Annotated in this window: 15 protein-coding genes; 6 read left to right on the forward strand and 9 right to left on the reverse strand. The window is 65.5% G+C overall.

Features of this window, described 5'->3' with window-relative positions:
- Nucleotides 1-5 precede the first annotated feature (5 nt).
- The 3 genes from AC2T4A_RS21465 to AC2T4A_RS21475 all read left to right on the forward strand — a co-directional run bounded on the left by AC2T4A_RS21465 (nucleotide 6) and on the right by AC2T4A_RS21475 (nucleotide 4788).
- Nucleotides 6-1655 (forward strand): VRR-NUC domain-containing protein, encoded by a 1650-nt coding sequence (locus AC2T4A_RS21465; protein WP_486741734.1) that lies wholly within the window; start codon nucleotides 6-8, stop codon nucleotides 1653-1655.
- Nucleotides 1652-3967 (forward strand): ATP-dependent DNA helicase, encoded by a 2316-nt coding sequence (locus tag AC2T4A_RS21470; protein WP_486741735.1) that lies wholly within the window; start codon nucleotides 1652-1654, stop codon nucleotides 3965-3967. Before AC2T4A_RS21465 ends, AC2T4A_RS21470 begins: the two co-directional genes overlap by 4 nt.
- Before the next feature lie 224 nt (nucleotides 3968-4191).
- The gene (locus tag AC2T4A_RS21475) at nucleotides 4192-4788 is read left to right on the forward strand and encodes a GNAT family N-acetyltransferase (protein ID WP_478378025.1); all 597 of its coding nucleotides are present in this window, start codon (nucleotides 4192-4194) and stop codon (nucleotides 4786-4788) included.
- Nucleotides 4789-4805: 17 nt separating this feature from the next.
- Here the strand turns inward: AC2T4A_RS21475 and AC2T4A_RS21480 are convergent, their stop codons facing one another.
- The 9 genes from AC2T4A_RS21480 to AC2T4A_RS21520 all read right to left on the reverse strand — a co-directional run bounded on the left by AC2T4A_RS21480 (nucleotide 4806) and on the right by AC2T4A_RS21520 (nucleotide 13434).
- Nucleotides 4806-6308 carry an aldehyde dehydrogenase family protein gene (locus AC2T4A_RS21480; protein ID WP_486741736.1) on the reverse strand — a complete coding sequence of 501 codons (1503 nt, stop codon included), beginning with the start codon at nucleotides 6306-6308 and terminating at the stop codon, nucleotides 4806-4808.
- Nucleotides 6305-7357, reverse strand: a complete 1053-nt coding sequence (locus tag AC2T4A_RS21485) for an aminoglycoside phosphotransferase family protein (RefSeq protein WP_486741737.1) — start codon at nucleotides 7355-7357, stop codon at nucleotides 6305-6307. Before AC2T4A_RS21485 ends, AC2T4A_RS21480 begins: the two co-directional genes overlap by 4 nt.
- A gap of 4 nt (nucleotides 7358-7361) precedes the next feature.
- Nucleotides 7362-7706: a cupin domain-containing protein gene (locus AC2T4A_RS21490; protein WP_081518261.1), complete on the reverse strand. Its 345-nt coding sequence runs from the start codon at nucleotides 7704-7706 to the stop codon at nucleotides 7362-7364.
- Between the two features lie 137 nt (nucleotides 7707-7843).
- Complete coding sequence (locus tag AC2T4A_RS21495; RefSeq protein ID WP_416751131.1) at nucleotides 7844-8224, reverse strand: cupin domain-containing protein; 381 nt, start codon at nucleotides 8222-8224, stop codon at nucleotides 7844-7846.
- The gene (locus AC2T4A_RS21500; RefSeq protein WP_486741738.1) at nucleotides 8217-9521 is read right to left on the reverse strand and encodes a nucleotide disphospho-sugar-binding domain-containing protein; all 1305 of its coding nucleotides are present in this window, start codon (nucleotides 9519-9521) and stop codon (nucleotides 8217-8219) included. The genes AC2T4A_RS21495 and AC2T4A_RS21500 overlap by 8 nt, the downstream gene beginning before the upstream one ends.
- Before the next feature lie 33 nt (nucleotides 9522-9554).
- Nucleotides 9555-10634 (reverse strand): ABC transporter ATP-binding protein, encoded by a 1080-nt coding sequence (locus tag AC2T4A_RS21505; protein ID WP_486741739.1) that lies wholly within the window; start codon nucleotides 10632-10634, stop codon nucleotides 9555-9557.
- Nucleotides 10627-11430 carry an ABC transporter permease gene (locus AC2T4A_RS21510; RefSeq protein ID WP_416751124.1) on the reverse strand — a complete coding sequence of 268 codons (804 nt, stop codon included), beginning with the start codon at nucleotides 11428-11430 and terminating at the stop codon, nucleotides 10627-10629. Before AC2T4A_RS21510 ends, AC2T4A_RS21505 begins: the two co-directional genes overlap by 8 nt.
- Complete coding sequence (locus AC2T4A_RS21515; protein ID WP_084357710.1) at nucleotides 11423-12295, reverse strand: ABC transporter permease; 873 nt, start codon at nucleotides 12293-12295, stop codon at nucleotides 11423-11425. Before AC2T4A_RS21515 ends, AC2T4A_RS21510 begins: the two co-directional genes overlap by 8 nt.
- Nucleotides 12296-12384: 89 nt before the next feature.
- Entirely contained in the window at nucleotides 12385-13434 is a 1050-nt protein-coding gene (locus AC2T4A_RS21520) for a polyamine ABC transporter substrate-binding protein (protein ID WP_017519222.1), read from the reverse strand.
- Nucleotides 13435-13646: 212 nt separating this feature from the next.
- Here AC2T4A_RS21520 and AC2T4A_RS21525 point away from each other — a divergent pair, with 212 nt between their 5' ends.
- The 3 genes from AC2T4A_RS21525 to AC2T4A_RS21535 all read left to right on the forward strand — a co-directional run bounded on the left by AC2T4A_RS21525 (nucleotide 13647) and on the right by AC2T4A_RS21535 (nucleotide 16586).
- Nucleotides 13647-14579, forward strand: a complete 933-nt coding sequence (locus AC2T4A_RS21525) for a GntR family transcriptional regulator (protein WP_416751121.1) — start codon at nucleotides 13647-13649, stop codon at nucleotides 14577-14579.
- 86 nt (nucleotides 14580-14665) lie between these two features.
- Nucleotides 14666-15952, forward strand: a complete 1287-nt coding sequence (locus AC2T4A_RS21530) for a glycosyltransferase (protein ID WP_486741740.1) — start codon at nucleotides 14666-14668, stop codon at nucleotides 15950-15952.
- A 94-nt stretch (nucleotides 15953-16046) separates the two neighbouring features.
- Nucleotides 16047-16586 carry a GNAT family N-acetyltransferase gene (locus tag AC2T4A_RS21535; RefSeq protein WP_486741741.1) on the forward strand — a complete coding sequence of 180 codons (540 nt, stop codon included), beginning with the start codon at nucleotides 16047-16049 and terminating at the stop codon, nucleotides 16584-16586.
- Nucleotides 16587-16608 lie beyond the last annotated feature (22 nt).

Consider the following 16608-nt stretch of genomic DNA (forward strand, 5'->3'; position numbering starts at 1 on the left):
TGCCGATGTCCGCGCCGCTCGATCCCAGCCTTTACTACCTGACCAACTTCCACCGCGCCCTCGACTGGATCGACGAGCGCTACGCCGACCTGCTCGACGCCGAGGAAGCCCGGTTCATCGCGGACTTCCGCGCGCTGCCGCTGCCTTCGCGGGCGCTGCTGGTGCGGCTGGTCATGCGCAAGGGGCCGCACTTTCGCGCGGGCAAGCTGAGCTATGTCGAAATCGGCGACATTCCCAGCGCCGCCGCGCCGCTATTGGAACTGGGCTGGCTGGACGACGACTACCCGCTGACACTGGAAGAGCTGCTCCCTCTGCTGCTCAAGGACGAACTGCTCGCGCGCTTTCGCGATGACCTGCCGCGCGGTTCGCTGAAAAAGGCTGAACTCTACGAGTACCTGCACGCCTATCACGGGCAGGTGCTGCCATTCGAAGGCTGGTACCCGCAACTCGACCAACTCTACACCCTGATGGCGACGCCGCTGTGCGACCGCCTGCGCCTGCTGTTCTTCGGCAACCTGCAGCAGGACTGGTCGGAGTTCGTCCTCGCCGACCTAGGCATCTTCCGCTACGAAACCGTCCCCATCACCGCCGACTCCCGCGCCTTTCGCTGTCGCGACGATCTGGAAGCCTACATCCACCTGTGGAACAGTGCCGTCCGCTTCGAAACAGGCGAGCCCATCGCCGAGCTATTGTCGGAATTGGGCGACTTCCACAGCGATAACACCTACCTGCAAGCCCGCCACGGCCGTCTGCTGTACCGCATGGCCCACCAACTGGAGCGCGAAGGCGAGCTGGACGCCGCGCTGGCGCTCTATCAGCGCACCACCGCCAGTGGCTCGCGGCAGCGGCAGATTCGCGTGCTGGAACGCCTGCAGCGCTTCGAAGATGCCCACGCCCTGGTACAGACCGCACTGGCCGCGCCGGAAAGCGACGGCGAGCTGCAACTGGTGGAGCGTGCGCTGACGCGGCTGGAACGCCAGCTCGGCCTTCCGAACGGAAAAGTGGTCAAGCCCGTACCGCCGCTGCGTATCGACGTGGAACTGCCGCGCCCCGACGTCAACGTCGAATTCGCCGTGCAATCCGTGCTCCACGAGGAAGAAGCGCCCGTGCACTACGTGGAAAATGCGCTGATCTGCAGCCTGTTCGGCCTGCTCTGCTGGGACGTGATCTTCGCCCCGCTGCCGGGCGCCTTCTTCCATCCTTTCCAGGCCGGCCCGAGCGATCTGAACCGTGGCGATTTCGTCAGCCGCCGCGCCGAAGGCTTTGCCGCGCGCCTGGCACTGCTGGACAGCGACGCCTACCTCGCCGCGATCCGTGAAACCTACGTCGCCAAGTCCGGCATCCTCTCCCCCTTTGTGCACTGGGAGCTGCTCGACGAAAACCTGCTGCAGCAAGCCCTGCACTGCCTGCCGGCGGCGCACCTGAAGCTGTGGTTCGAGCGCCTGCTGGCCGACCCGAGGGCCAACCGCGCCGGCATGCCTGACCTGATCCAGTTCTGGCCCGGCGAGGCGCGCTATCGGATGATCGAAGTGAAAGGCCCCGGCGACCGTCTGCAGGATAACCAGAAGCGCTGGCTGGCCTTCTGCGCCGAGCACGGCATGCCGGTGGAAGTCTGCTACGTGCGCTGGCAGGGCGAGGCGAACGAAAGCGAATGAGCTACGCCATCGCCGTGCGCGCGCTGTGCGAATTCACCGCCAAGGAAGGTGACCTCGACCTGCGCTTCACCCCCGCCCCAACCGCCCAGGAAGGCATGGCCGGGCACGCCACGGTGGTCTCCCGCCGGGGGCTGGGCTACATCGCCGAGCTGCCGTTGCGCGGCGAGTATCCGGGCCTGGTGGTCAGCGGCCGCGCCGACGGCTACGACCCGACCGCCAACCTGCTGGAAGAGATCAAGACCCACCGCGGCGACGTTGCGCGCATCCCCCAGAACCACCGGCTGCTGCACTGGGCACAGGTGAAGGTCTACGGCTGGCTGCTGTGCCAGACGCTGGAAATCGACGCCATCGATCTGGCCGTCGTCTACTTCAACGTCATCACCCAGAAGGAAACCGAGTTCCGCGAGCGCTTCGCCGCCGTCGACCTGCGTGCCTTCTTCGATCTGCAATGCCAACGCTTCGTGCAGTGGGCCGAACAGGAAAGCGCCCATCGCGTCGAACGCGACCAGGGCCTGGAGGCGCTGCGCTTCCCGTACGCCGACTTCCGCCAGGGCCAGCGCATGCTCGCCGAGTCCGTCTACCGCGCCGCTCGCGACGGCCAGACGCTGATGGCGCAGGCCACCACAGGGATCGGCAAAACCCTCGGCACGCTGTTTCCGCAGCTCAAGGCCTTCCCCGGGCAGAAGCTCGACCGACTGTTCTTTCTCACCGCCAAGACTCCCGGCCGGCGGCTGGCTCTCGACGCCCTGGCAACCCTGCGCCAACAGGATGCTGCCCAGCCGCTGCGGGTGCTGGAACACGTCGCCCGCGACAAGGCCTGCGAGCATCCGGACAAATCCTGCCACGGCGACTCCTGCCCGCTGGCCAAGGGGTTCTACGACCGCCTGCCCGCCGCCCGCGAGGCCGCGCTCAAGCAGCGCTGGCTGACCCAGGAGGCGGTGCGCAACGTGGCGCTGGAGCACCAGGTGTGCCCCTACTACCTGAGCCAGGAACTGTGCCGCTGGGCCGACGTGGTGGTGGGTGACTACAACTACTACTTCGACATGACCGCCCTGCTCTACGGCCTTACCGTGCTCAACGACTGGAAGGTCACCCTGCTGGTGGACGAGGCGCACAACCTGATCGAGCGCGGCCGCGGCATGTACAGCGCCGAGCTGGACCAGAGTGAGTTCAACGCGCTGCGCAAGGTCGCCCCGGCCGGGCTCAAAGGCGTGCTGGAGCGCGTCGGCCGGCATTGGAACCAGATGCACCGCGACCAGGAGGTCGACTACCAGATCTACCCGGCGGTACCGGACCTGTTCATCGCCATGTTGCAGAAGGCCGTCAGCGCCATCACCGACCACCTCACCGACCAGCCCACCGGCAACGAGGCCGAACTGCTGCGCTTCTACCTCGATGCCATGTTGTTCTGCCGGCTGGCCGAAGCCTACGGGCCGCACTCGCTGTTCGACATCACCCGTCACGACGGCAGCGGTCAGCGCACACTCTCCACCCTGTGCCTGCGCAACGTGGTGCCAGCGCCCTTCCTCGCCGAACGCTTCGAAGTGGCCCACAGCACCACGCTGTTCTCCGCCACGCTGAACCCGGCCAATTACTACGCCGATCTGCTCGGTCTGCCGGAAGACACCACCTGGCGCGAGGTGGAATCGCCCTTCCGCGCCGAGCAACTGGAAGTCCACGCACTGGGCAACCTGTCGACCCGCTACCAGCACCGCGAGGCCAGCCTGACGCCGATCAGTACCCTGATGGCCCGCCAGTTCCGCGCCCGCCCCGGCAACTATCTGGCGTTCTTCAGCAGCTACGCCTACCTGCAACAGGCACTGGACCGCTTCGCCACGGAACACCCGGATATCCCGCGCTGGGTGCAGTCGCGCAGCATGAACGAGATCGAACGCCAGGCCTTCCTCGACCGCTTCACCACGCACTCGCAAGGCATCGGTTTCGCCGTGCTCGGCGGCGCGTTCGGCGAGGGCATCGACCTGCCGGGCGATCGCCTGATAGGCGCCTTCATCGCCACGCTGGGCCTGCCGCAGGTGAACGAGGTCAACGAGGAGATCAAGCAGCGCATGCAGGGCATGTTCGGCGACGGGTATGACTACACCTACCTGTTCCCCGGCCTGCAGAAGGTCGTCCAGGCGGCCGGGCGGGTGATCCGCACGCCGACAGACTCGGGAGTGATCTACCTGCTGGATGACCGCTTCAATCAACCGGCGGTGAGGCGGTTGCTGCCGAGCTGGTGGAAGACGCAACGACTGAAGTTCGTCGCCGATCCTGCGCAACCCAAGGGGCCGCAGGGGTTCCTGTTGTTGTAGTGCCTCGCGCCGACGGCCCCGCTTCGCGCTTGGCCTTGTGCCATGCAGTTCGCGAGCAAGCTCGCTCCTCCAAGGACCGCGCAGGACTCCAGCCTGTAGGAGCGAGCTTGCTCGCGAACCCAACCAGCGCCAGCCTTGCCGACTGATCGCGAGCAAGCTCGCTCCTACGAAAAGCGCTCGGCATCCGGTAGGCTCTGGGTTCGTTCCAAGCAGAGCCCCGAAACATGCCCAACCTCACCTGCCCCCACCTGACCGGCGATCACGTCGAACTCATTCAATTGCGCGCAGAACACGCCGACGCCCTGTTGGCCGCCGCTGCCGATGGAGAGCTGTGGAACCTCAAGGTCACGGTGGTTCCAGGGCGGGATACCGTCGCTGGCTACATCGCCAAGGCCGAAAAAGGCCTGGAAGAAGGCAGCGTGCTGCCCTTCGCCATCCTCGATCGGCGCACTGGGAAGATCGTCGGCAGCACCCGTTTCTGGAAGGTCGACCGCGCCAACCGCAAGCTGGAGATCGGCCATACCTGGCTCGCCCTGTCGGCGCAGCGCACGCCGATCAACACCGAGGCCAAGCTCCTGCTGCTCACCTACGCCTTCGAGGAACTCGACTGCGTGCGCGTGCAGTTCACCACCGACGAGCTGAACGAGAAATCCCGCGCCGCCATCCTGCGCCTGGGCGCCGTGCAGGAAGGTATCGTCCGCCATGAACGCATCATGCCCGACGGCCGCAAGCGCAACTCGGTGCGCTTCAGCATCATCGACAGCGAGTGGCCCGAGGTGAAGGCGCGGCTGCTGGAAAGGCTCGGCCGCGCCACGGCCTGATCTCATTGAGGATCAGATCAGCCCTGGTAGAACACTTCGTCGCTATAGGGATACCACCAGGAATGAATCTGCGGCTGGTGGTCGATGATCACCATCTTCGACCGGCGGAACGCGTCCAGCCCCTGGCGACCGAGCTCGCGGCCCATGCCGGACATCTTCCAGCCACCGAACGGCAGTGCATCGTTATCGATCAGCGGGTTGTTCACCCAGACCATGCCCGCTTCCAGGCGGTCCGCCGCTTCCATGGCCTCGGCCAGGTCGGTGGAGAACAGCGAGGCGCCCAGGCCGAAGGGTGAATCGTTGGCCAGGCGCACGGCCTCGTCGAAATCCTTCACCTTGCAGATTGCCGCCACCGGACCGAAGCACTCCTCGTGGAAGATCGCCATGGCCGGAGTGACGTCAGTGAGGATGGTCGGCTCGTAGTACCAGCCCACCGGGAACTGTTCCGGGATGCGTCCGCCGCAGACCAGCGTGGCGCCCTTGGCGATGGCGTCGTCCACCAGGCGGATAACCTTGGCGCGGGCTGCCTCACTGACCATCGGGCCGATCTCGGAGCGCTCCAGCCCGTGGCCGATGCGCAGCGCGCGGGTGCGCTCGGCGAAGCGGGCGACGAACTCGTCATGCACCTCATCGACCACATAGAAACGCTCCGCCGAGGTGCAGATCTGCCCACTCAGGTGGAAGGCGGCGGTCACCGCGCCAGCCGCCGCGACTTCCAGCGGCGCATGACGGGAGATGATCATCGGGTCGCTGCCGCCGGCCTCGATCACCGCCGGTTTCATCCGCTCGGCACAGGCCACCGCCACCGCCTTGCCGGCAGCCACGCTGCCGGTGAAAGCCACGGCGTGGGTGCGCTCGGACTGCACCAGGCGCTGCGCGGTGCTGGCATCGCCCGGCACACAGCTGATCATCCCCGCCGGTAGTACCTTGAAGTGCTCCATGAATTTCAGCGTGCACAGCGTGGTGCTTTCCGCCGGCTTGACGATGCAGGCATTGCCCGCCGCCAGCGAGGCAGCCAGGGTCCAGCACATCAGCAGGATGGGGAAGTTGAACGGCATGATGTGCACGCTCACCCCATAGGGCTCGTAGCGCACATGCTGGAACGAGCCGAGCTGCGTGGTGCCGGCCACCTTGCCGGCCTCGTCGCGCGCCATCTCGGCGTAGTAGCGGAAGATCGGCGCGCAGTTGGCCAGCTCGCCCATGGCCTCGGGGAATGGCTTGCCCATTTCCAGGGTCATCAACCGCGCCACTTCGCGCTGGGTGGCCTGGTCGGTCTCGATGGCATTCGCCAGCTGATGGAGGATCGCCGCACGGGATTTCGCGTCCACGCGTTTCCACTCGCGCTGGGCGGCATTGGCCGCGTCGATGGCAGCGTCTACGTCCTGCGCATCGCACAGGGCAATGCGACCGACCTGGGTGAGGTCGGCGGGGTTGATGATGTCGCGCACGCGCTGCGTCGCTACGCCCTGGTAATGCGGGCCGATGAAACGCAGGGGCAGATCAACGTGGAAGTCGGTCATGGAATGCTCCGCAGGGATTCGGATGAGGCCAGGCGCTGGGCGATCACGTCGCTCTCCAGCGGCTGGCGCCAGTTCGGCAGATGGGAATCGAGCAGCGCCGCCAGCGGACGCAGGTGCTCGTTATCGAGCGCGCGCTGGAACAGGCGCAGCACACGCGGCAGGTGTTTGAGGTAACCGTGCTTGCCATCGCGTTTGGCCAGGCGCACGAAGATGCCCAGCACCTTGGCGTGGCGCTGCGCGGCGAGCACCTGGAAATCCGTCATGAAGCGCCGGCCGTCCACTTCCGGGCGCTGGCTGAGGTAATGGGTGAGCAGGGTCACGCGCAGGGTTTCGGGGATGTCGCGGCGCGCGTCTTCGAGCAGCGACATGAGGTCGTAGGCCGGTGCGCCGAACAGCGCGTCCTGGAAGTCCAGCAGCCCGCACGCCGCCACGCCCGCCCTGCCCTCCAGCAGCATCAGGTTGTCGACATGGTAGTCGCGCAGCACCAGCACCTCGCGGCGCAGGGACACGTCACGCCAGAGCGCGGCGAATTCCGTCAGATAGCGCTCGCGAAGTTGCGCAGCGGCTTTCTCGCCGACCAGCAGCGGCGCATACCAGTCGATGAACAGCGCCGCCTCCTCACCCAGCTTCTGCCCGTCGTAGGCCGGTACGCCCTCGGCTGCTTGCGGGCCGGCGCGGTGCAGACGCACCAGGGCGTCCACAGCGAGACGGTACAGCTCCGTCTCGTTGTGGCCGGCAGCGAACAGCCGGGTGTAGGTGGCGTCGCCAAAGTCCTCGATCAGCGCCAGGCCCAGTTCACGGTCGGCGGCCAGCACGCCGGGCGCCGACAGCCCGCAGTCGCGCAGCAGTTGCGCCACCCGCAGGTAGGGTGCCAGCGGCTCGGCGCCGGGTGGCGAGTCCATCAGCAGCAGGCCCCTGCCGTCGACGCGGAAGTAGCGCCGCGCCGAGGCATCCGCCGGCAGCGCGGTGATGGCCGCGCCGGCCAGGTCGCTGCTCGCCAGGAAAGTCTCGCGGGCGGCGGTACGGGTGGTTTCGCAAGGCAGGTTCATGGCATCACCGGATCATGTAGACCTTCTTGATGGTCTCGTGCACGGTGCACACGCCCTTCCAGTCCTTTGGGAAGAAGGCCGCGGTGTCCGGCTCGATCTCGATCACCTCGCCGGACTCGTGCACGTAGGTGCAGCGGCCTTCGAGGAAGTGGCAGAACTCGTCGCTGGTCACGTGGCAGAACCACTTGCCCGGCGTGCAGTGCCAGATGCCGCATTCGGACTGGCCTTCGGGCCCCTTGTGCAGGACCACGCCGCTGACATGTGACTCGCCCTCGAGCATGGTCGGGATTACGCCCCAGTCCTTGAGTTCGGTGACTTGCAGAGGGCGATAGATAACGGGGGTCTTCATGTCTTTCTCCAGCAATGGCCACCCACTCGGGCGGCCGGATAAGGCATAGGGCGAATAACCGCTTGCGGTTATCCGCCGATGGGTTCGGCGCAGGATCGACGGCAGATAACGCGTGGGGCGTTATGCGCCCTACGAAATCACGCCAGCATGTAGAGATTGCGCAACGTGGTGTGCACGGTGCATTCGCCGGTCCAGCCGGCCGGGAACAGCACCAGGGTGTCGGGCTCGACCTCGATCACTTCGCCCTCGTCGGAGCGATAGGTGGCGCGCCCGGAAACGAAGTGGCAGAGCTCGTCACGTGGAATCGACAGCCGCCAACGGCCGGGGGTGCAGACCCACAGGCCGGTTTCCGGGCTGTTGTTCGGGCCCTTGAACAGCAGGCGGCCGCTGGAGTGCGAGACGCCCTCCAGCGCGTCGGACTGCACGCCCCAGTCCACCAGGTCGTCATAGTCGCGGGCACCGCGGATGTACGGTGCGCTGGCGGCGCCATTAAAGAAGGGGCTCTTGCACTCAGGCATGGTTCACCGCCTTGCCCTGGGCGAGCTGGTCGAGGATACGCGCGGCGTCTTCCGGGCCCTTGCGCGAACGCATGTAGTCACTGGTGCGCGCGAGGCGCCCCTTCATCAGTTCGTCGCCCAGCAACTGGGCGATATTGCGCGCCAGGTCTTCCTCGCTCCAGTCGTAGCGGTCCATGCGCAGGCCGTGGCCACTTTCCTGGGCACGCATGGCATTGTCGTGGCCATCCCAGACGTAGGGCATGACGATGGCCGGTTTGCCGAAGAACAGGCACTCGGTGAAGCTGTTGTTGCCGCCGTGGTGGATTACCCCGTCGACCTGGGCGATCACCGAGGGCTGCGGGTACCAGTTGGAGATGATCACGTTGTCCGGCAGGTCGGTGTACTTCTCCACGTGCTCGCCGACGTTGAACAGCGCGCGGTACGGCAGCTTGCCGATGGTGGTGACCAGGCGCTTGAGCAGATCGACATCGCCCGAGCCCAGACTGCCGAAGCTGACATAGAGCAGCGGTTTGTCGTTGTGCGCCTTGAACTGCGGGATCTCGTAGGGCTTGTCGGTGCGAACGCAGCCCTGCAGGTAGTGGAACTGCCGCGCCGGCAACGGATGGCGGCGCTGGAACTTAACCGGGTCCGGGTACAACAGCAGGTTCATGTAGGGCGACTCTTCGAAAAAGGTGCCCAGCGGATACGGACGCTCGCCACACTCGGCGAGGAAGTCGTTGAAGTCGGCATGGATCGGCGCGATCACTTCTTCGAAGCGTTTCTGGAAGCGCGCGTGACCGTCCTTGTCCTCCACGCTCATCCCCGACAGATACGGCGGGATGTCCGGGTCATGCACTTCGTTTTCCGAGCAGGAGATGATCCGCACCCACGGCTTGCCGTAATGCTTGATGGCCGGGAAGAGGATCACGTTGTCCACGCAGATCAGGTCCGGCTTGATCCGGTCGAGGATCGCCGGCAGTTCCTTCTGCGCCCACTTGGAGGTGGAGACGATGGCCTCCCAGCATTCCTTCACGTAGTTGTCGAGCTGGTCGATCGGGGCCTTGCGGAAGTTGGGGATGTGGCCGTTGATGAAGTCGGTCCAGTAGCGCGCCATCTCTTCCGCCGGCATCGGCTCGGACATGTTCACGTAGTGCTCCTCGAAGCCGTAGGCCGAGTACACCCCGGTCATCCCCGGATCGGTGAGGAACACCGCCTTGTGCCCCAACGCCTCGCAGGCCTGGGCGATGCCTACCGAATTGAGGGCCGGGCCGTAGGCGGCCTCGGGGAAGAATGCGATGACCTTGCGTTCACTACTCATGGTGCTCTCCTGTAAGTCTTGTTCTTGAAGCAATCAGTGAGTCAGCACGCGGCCGTGCCGCGCATCCCAGCCCAGGCGCACCGGCATGCCGGCGGCAAGGCGCAAGAAGTCGTAGTCCGAAGACGGCACGCGGACGATCAGCGGCTTGCTGGAGAGCGCCGTGTTCACGTGCAGGTTGGTGTCCAGGCCGTGGTAGGCGACCTCCGCCACCTCGCCATGGACCTGGTTGTCGGTGGCCGGCGTGGCGTCGGTGAGCACGCGCAGACGTTCCGGGCGCAGCGCCAGGGTCACGCTCTCGGGGCTCGACTCGGCGGTAGTCTCGATGTTCAGCACCTGGTCGCCTGCCTGCAGGCGATTGGTGCCCACGCGCCGGCCCTCGATCAGGTTGCTGACGCCGATGAAGTCGGCGACGAAGCGACTGCCCGGGTTCTCGTAGAGTTCGCTGGGGCTGCCGCACTGGCAGACCTTGCCGTCACGCAGCACGGCCATGCGGTCGGACATGACCAGGGCTTCTTCCTGGTCGTGGGTGACCATGATGAAAGTGATGCCGCTCTCGTGCTGCAGACGCTTGAGTTCCAGCTGCATCTTCTCGCGCAGCTTCTTGTCCAGCGCACCGAGGGGTTCGTCCAGCAGCAGCACGCGCGGGCGCTTCACCAGTGCGCGGGCCAGGGCGACGCGCTGGCGCTGGCCACCGGAAAGCTGGTCCGGGCGACGGTTGGCGAGCGGGCCGAGCTGCGCGGTTTCCAGCACCGCGTCGACACGCTGGCGAATCTCGCCGGCGGGCAGCTTCTCCATCTCCAGGCCATAGGCGATGTTGCTGCGCACGGTCATGTTGGGGAACAGCGCGTAGGACTGGAACATCAGGTTCAGCGGGCGCTTGTTCGGCGGCAGCGGCGAGATGTCCTGGCCGTTGAGATAGATGGCGCCGGAGCTGGGCGTCTCGAAGCCGGCGATCATCCGCATCAGCGTGGTCTTGCCGCAGCCGGACGGGCCAAGCAGCGCGAAGAACTCGTTCTCGCGGATCGCCAGGGACACCTGGTCCACCGCCGTCAGGCCCTCGCCATAGGATTTGCTGACCTGGTCCAGCACCAGCAGGTCGGAAGACTTAGTCATGGGCTTTGGGCACCTTGTTCAGACGTTGGGAGGCGAACAGCGCGGTGAAGCTGACCAGCATCACCAGGGTGGCGAGGGCGTTGATTTCCGGGGTCACGCCGAAGCGGATCATCGAGTAGATCTGCATCGGCAGCGTGGTGGAGGCGCTGCCGGAACCGGAGTTGAAGAAGGCGATGATGAATTCGTCCACCGACAGGGTGAACGCCAGCAGCCCGCCGGCCAGCACGCCGGGGAAGATCGCTGGTAACAGCACACGGCGCGCGGTGGTGAACCAGCCGGCGCCCAGGTCGATGGAGGCTTCGAGGATCGAGTAGTCGAAGTGCTTGAGCCGCGTGCGCACCACCGCGCAGACGAAGGCAATGTTGAATACCACGTGGCTGAGGATGATCGAGTGCAGCCCCAGGCTCATCTTCAGCAGGTTGAAGAAGCTCAGCAGCGCGATGGCCAGGACGATATCGGGGATGATCATCGGCGCCATCAGCAGGGTGTCGGCGATGTTGCTGCCCTTCCTGCCGCTGCTGCGGGCGCGCATTTCCACGCCCAGCGCAAGCAAGGTGCCGAGCACGCAGGCGATGAAGGTGGAGGTCAGTGCGACGATCAGCGTGTTCAGCGCCGCGTGCTGGATCGACGCGTTGGCCAGCAGCTTGGCGTACCACTTCAGCGACGCGCCGCCCCACGCGGTGGGCAGGCCGCTGGCATTGAACGACAGCAGGATCAGCACCAGGATCGGCACATAGAGGAAGGCGTACACCAGCCACAGGTGTGTGCCGAGGGCGATGCCGGATGAGTTACGCATGGCGTTCGCCCTCCGCGCCCTGGGCCCGGCGCGAGACCATGGCCTGGATGAACAGCAACAGCAGCATGATGCCGATCAGGAAGAAGCTCAGCGCCGCACCGAAAGGCCAGTCCCGCGCGGTGAGGAATTGCGCGTAGATCAGGTTGCCGACCATCTGCACCTGCTTGCCACCCAGCAGGTCGGCGGTAATGAAGTTGCCGATGGAGAGCACGAAGACGAATACCGCGCCGGCGGCCACGCCCGGTACCGACAGCGGCAGGATCACCCGGCGGAAGGTGGTCCAGCCGGAGGCGCCGAGGTCTCGCGAGGCTTCCCAGAGCTCATTGTCGATGCGCGACAGCGAGCTGTAGATGGCAAGGATGACGAAGGGGATGTAGTTGTAGACCAGCCCGAGCACCACGGTGGCGTCGGTGTAGAGCAGGCTGATCGGCTCGCCGCTGTAGCCCAGCAGGCTGAACAGTCGGTTGAGCAGGCCTTCGCGGTTGAGCAGCACGATCCAGGCGTAGGTGCGGATCAGGTAGTTGCTCCAGAACGGCAGCATCACCAGGAACAGGTACACCGCCTGCCGGCGTGGCGTGGTGCGGGTGATGGCGTAGGCCGCCGGGTAGCCGATGATCACCGCGAACAACATGGCCAGGCCGGCGATCTTCGCCGAGCGCAGGAGGATGTCGAGGTACAGCGGGTCCACCGCGCGGCGGTAGTTTTCCCAGGTGAACACATAGTCGATGCCGCCGTAGGCACCGCGCTCGAGGAAGCTGTAGACCAGCACCAGCAGGCACGGCAGCAGCAGGAACAGGGCCAGCCAGCCCAGACCGGGCGCGAGCAGCCAGGCCGACAATTTGCGGTCGGCGGATAAAGCGGTCATGCGTAGTTCCCCCAACCCCACGCCAGGCGGGGTGCTTCAGGGTTATTCCGGAGAGAATTGCGGGGCGCCAGTGCGACGCCCCATCGGCCTTACTGAGCGGCCATGATTTCCGTTACGGCGCGGGTGTACGCCTTCTGCGTCGAGCCACCCACATCACGCAACTGCTGTTGCTTGACCAGTTCGGCCGGCGTGGTGGTGAGGTTCGGGTACTTGGCCAGCAGGTCCGGCTTCAGGGTCGCCATCGCCGCCTGGTTGGGTACCTTGTAGAGGATGTTTTCCGCGACCCAGGCGTGGTTCGCCGGCTCCAGCATGTAGTTGATGAAGCGGTAGGCGGCGTCCGGGTTCTTCGAGCTTTTCAGCACGACCATGGTGTCCACCCACAGGTCGGAGCCCTCTTTGGGCACGACGAACTTGATCGACTCGTTGGCCTGGGTGCCGTAGTTGCACCAGCCGTCCCAGGCGTGGGCCATCAGCGCCTCGCCCGAAGCCAGCTTGGAGTAGAAGGTGGTGTCGTCAAAGGACAGCAGGCGTTTCTTGGTGGCGATCAGTTGGTCGCGCACCGCGTTGATCTGGTCCGGGTTGCCGTCGTTCACCGACCAGCCATTGGCGAGGAAACCCGCGCCCAGCAGCCAGCGGTCGGTGGCCAGCATGGTGGTCTTGCCTTTGAGAGCGTCGGAGGGCTTGAGCAGATCGCTCCAGCTCGAAGGTGCCGGGCTGACCTTGTCCGAGCGGTAGCAGATGCCGGTGGTGCCCCAGGTGTAAGGCACGGAGAAGTGGTTGCCGACGTCGTACTCGAGCTTCTGCGCTTCAGGGTAGAGGTTCTTGAGATTCGGCACCTTCGCCGGATCGATCTCGGCGAGCAGGCCCTGCTTGTGCAGGATCTCCGCAAAGGGCGAGGACACGAACACCACGTCGTAGCCTTCACCACCTGAGGCCATGAGCTTGCCCATGATCTCTTCGTTGGTGGCGTGGAGGGATTTGTCGGCTTCGAGGCCAGTGGCCTTCTGGAATTTCTCCAGGTTATCCGGGGCCATGTAGCCGTCCCAGATGGAGATCACCAGATCCTTGGCACTGGCCGTGGTGGCGGACAGCGTGAGCGCGAGGGTCGCCCCTGCGTAGAGCATGGTCTTCAGCTTCATCTTGCGCACCTGACGATGGTTGTTTTTGTGTGTCGACGGCAGCGGAACGAAAAGCGTACTACATGTCTTTTTTTCAAAATAAAAACCGAACCGCTGGCGAAGTCAACAATTTCCTACAACCATTTCCATATTCTTGTTGGACCACCCCCGCTGTGGCATAAGGGGTCGCCCCGCGCCCACAAGCCTGCCGGGGCCCGCTGGAGAGAAGCCGCTTGAGCAAGGACACCGAGAAAAGACCACGCACCAACCACCTGGAACTGGCCCGGCGGATCATCGAGCACGCCCAGGACACTGGGCTGGGGGATGGCGACGGCCTGTCCGAGCAGCAATTGGCACGCACCTTTGGCGTATCGCGCACGCTGATCCGCGCCGGCCTGGACCTGCTGCTGGAGCAGCAACTGGTGGCCCACGAGCCGGGCAAGGGCTATCGGCTTTCGGCAGACCCTTCTGCCCAGGTGCTGGGCCCCGCCCTGCCCCAGGCCGAGGAGGAAGCCCTCGCCGCCTCGGTCCTGCGCGACCGCATGGCCGGCCGCCTCGGCAACAGCCTGAGCGCCAGCGAACTGATGCGCCGCTATGACATCAACCGAGTCGCCGCGCAAAAGGTGCTGGCCCAGCTCAGCGAAGACCAGGTGCTGGAACGCGGCGCCGGGCAGAGCTGGTCGTTCCGCCCGCTGCTGAACAACCTCGCGGCGCTGGAAGACAGCCTGCGCTACCGCCTGATCCTCGAACCCGAAGCTTTGCTTGCCCCCGGCTTCGACCCGGACCTGGCGCGCCTCGCCCTGCTGCGTGGCGCCATGGAAGAGCTGCTCGGCGCGCCCATCGAGCGCTTCGACGTGGCGCAATTCCGCGAACTGGATATCGGCTTCCACGAGCTGATCGCCCAGGGTTGCGGCAACCGCTTCGTTGGCGACTCGCTGCTGCAGCACCAGCGTCTGCGCCGCCTGCCCAACCTGCTGCCGATGGTCAGCGTGCACCGCCTGCAGGAAGCCCTGCGCGAGCACCTGCGGATCATCGAGCAGATCGAGCGCGGCCAGCTGGAAATCGCCGCGGACCTGATGCGCCTGCACCTGCGGCTGTCCTTCGCGCAGCGCCCGCAGACCGCCAACCGCGGGATTCCGCAGTCATTTGCCGGGGCACGCCGCTAAGTATTTTTCACTCATGGTGTTTTTTTTAACGAAAAAATGCAGTATCAGTTTCACGCAGTGCCCGTGAGCAACACCCGGATGTGCCCATGACGCAAAGAACAAGAACCATCGCCTTCTTCCCCGAAGCCAGCTTCGGCGCCGCGCTGAACTGCATTGGCATCGCCCAGGCCCTGCGCGAGCTCGGCGCGCGCCCGGTGTTCATCTGCCACGCGCATTTCCAGGGCATCTTCGCCGAGTACGGTTTCGCCGAGTACCCGCTGCAGCTGGACTCGCCGCTCTCCGCCGCCGACCACCAGCACTACTGGGAGCGCTTCATCGAGCGCAACGTCCCCTACTTCGACCAGCCGCCCCTGGCGCAGATCGACAGCTATGTGGCGCCGGCCTGGGAAGCGATCATCGACACCGCCATCGAGTCGGAGAAGCCGCTGCAGCAGTTGCTCGCCCGGCTAAAGCCCGACGCCATCGTGCTGGACAACGTGGTCAGTTTCCCGGCCATCTCGGCCGCCGGCTGCCCCTGGGTGCGCATGGTCTCGTGCGCGGAAACCGAGTTGCCCGACGCCGCCGTGCCGCCCTACCTGTCCGGCGCCAGCAGCAGCGATGCAACGGCCTGCGCGACGTATCGCGAGCACTACCTGCAAGCAACGAAAGCGGCCCACGAGCGCTTCGCCCGCTTCCTCGCGGAGTGCGGCCACCCCGCCCTGCCCGCCGGCCAGTTCCTCGAGGATTCGCCCTGGCTCAATCTGCTGCTGTCGCCGACACCGGTGCGCTATGAGCGCGAAAAACCGCTGCCGGCCGAGCGCTATCTGTACCTCGACGGCTGCGTGCGCAGCGAGGCGCCGTACATCCCGCCGCAATTTCCCCGGCATAACGACGCGCCGCTGATCTACGTGAGCTTCGGCAGCCTGGGCGCGGCCGACGTGGCGATGATGCGCCGGCTGATCGACGCCGTGGCGCAACTGCCCTACCGCTTCCTGATCAACGTCGGCGCCTACCGCGAGCACTACGACACGGTGCCGGACAACGTCTACCTCGACAGCTGGTACCCGCAGCCTGCGGTACTGCGCGAGTGTCAGTTGTTCATCCACCATGGCGGCAACAACAGCTTCTGCGAGGCGCTGTATTTCGGCCTGCCGTCGGTGATCATTCCCTACTGCTGGGACGGCCACGACAACGCCCGGCGCGCCGAGGAAGTCGGCGTCGCGCGCTACCTGCCGCGCTTCGAGAATCCGCTCGTGGCGCTGCCCGGCGCGCTGGCCGAACTGCTCGCGGACACTGCCATGCAGCAACGACTGACCGCCGTGCGCGAACAGATGCAGGCCTCGCGCGGCACCGACGCTGCGGCGCGGGCGATCCTGAAAATCTGCGCCGACTGACACGCACACTGGCACCCTCGAAGACCTTGCGATTGGCACTCTGCTACAGGCCAATCCATACGTAAGCTGGGCTCCCATTATCCCGGAGCCCGGCATGACCACCTTCAATGACCAGCCGACCCTGCTCGGCGACACCCTGCACCTGCGTCCGTTACGCGCAGAGGATTTCGACGCTCTCTACGCTGCCGCCAACTCAGCGGAAACCTGGGCCGGCCACCCGGCCACCGAGCGCTATCGCCGCGAGGTCTTCGAGCCCTACTTCCAGTTTCTGGTACACGCCGGCGGCTGCCTGCTGGTCCTCGACCGGGCAAGCGGCGAAGCCATCGGCTGCTCGCGCTATTACCCGGTGCCGGACCAGCCAGACGACATCGGCATCGGTTTCACCTTCATCAACCACCGCTACTGGGGCGGCGCGACCAACCTCGAGCTGAAGTCGCTGATGCTCGGCCACGCCTTCGCGCAGTTCGAGCGCGTGTGGTTCCACATCGCGCCGAGCAACATCCGCTCGCAGAAAGGTACGGCGAAACTGGGCGCGGAGCTGGCCTACGAGGCGGTGCTGGACCTCTCCGGCACACCCGTCCAGTGGCTCTGTTATGAACTGCCACGGGACCGCTGGGCCAAGGGCGCGATTTGAGCATTTGTATGAAACGGCAGTG

This window comes from Pseudomonas sp. PVC-3-1 (assembly GCF_057444315.1).

Coding starts and splice junctions, on each gene's coding strand:
- AC2T4A_RS21465 (WP_486741734.1), top strand. CDS start 6: ATGTCCGCGCCGCTCGATCCCAGCCTTTACTACCTGACCAACTTCCAC.
- AC2T4A_RS21470 (WP_486741735.1), top strand. CDS start 1,652: ATGAGCTACGCCATCGCCGTGCGCGCGCTGTGCGAATTCACCGCCAAG.
- AC2T4A_RS21475 (WP_478378025.1), top strand. CDS start 4,192: ATGCCCAACCTCACCTGCCCCCACCTGACCGGCGATCACGTCGAACTC.
- AC2T4A_RS21480 (WP_486741736.1), bottom strand. CDS start 6,308: ATGACCGACTTCCACGTTGATCTGCCCCTGCGTTTCATCGGCCCGCAT.
- AC2T4A_RS21485 (WP_486741737.1), bottom strand. CDS start 7,357: ATGAACCTGCCTTGCGAAACCACCCGTACCGCCGCCCGCGAGACTTTC.
- AC2T4A_RS21490 (WP_081518261.1), bottom strand. CDS start 7,706: ATGAAGACCCCCGTTATCTATCGCCCTCTGCAAGTCACCGAACTCAAG.
- AC2T4A_RS21495 (WP_416751131.1), bottom strand. CDS start 8,224: ATGCCTGAGTGCAAGAGCCCCTTCTTTAATGGCGCCGCCAGCGCACCG.
- AC2T4A_RS21500 (WP_486741738.1), bottom strand. CDS start 9,521: ATGAGTAGTGAACGCAAGGTCATCGCATTCTTCCCCGAGGCCGCCTAC.
- AC2T4A_RS21505 (WP_486741739.1), bottom strand. CDS start 10,634: ATGACTAAGTCTTCCGACCTGCTGGTGCTGGACCAGGTCAGCAAATCC.
- AC2T4A_RS21510 (WP_416751124.1), bottom strand. CDS start 11,430: ATGCGTAACTCATCCGGCATCGCCCTCGGCACACACCTGTGGCTGGTG.
- AC2T4A_RS21515 (WP_084357710.1), bottom strand. CDS start 12,295: ATGACCGCTTTATCCGCCGACCGCAAATTGTCGGCCTGGCTGCTCGCG.
- AC2T4A_RS21520 (WP_017519222.1), bottom strand. CDS start 13,434: ATGAAGCTGAAGACCATGCTCTACGCAGGGGCGACCCTCGCGCTCACG.
- AC2T4A_RS21530 (WP_486741740.1), top strand. CDS start 14,666: ATGACGCAAAGAACAAGAACCATCGCCTTCTTCCCCGAAGCCAGCTTC.
- AC2T4A_RS21535 (WP_486741741.1), top strand. CDS start 16,047: ATGACCACCTTCAATGACCAGCCGACCCTGCTCGGCGACACCCTGCAC.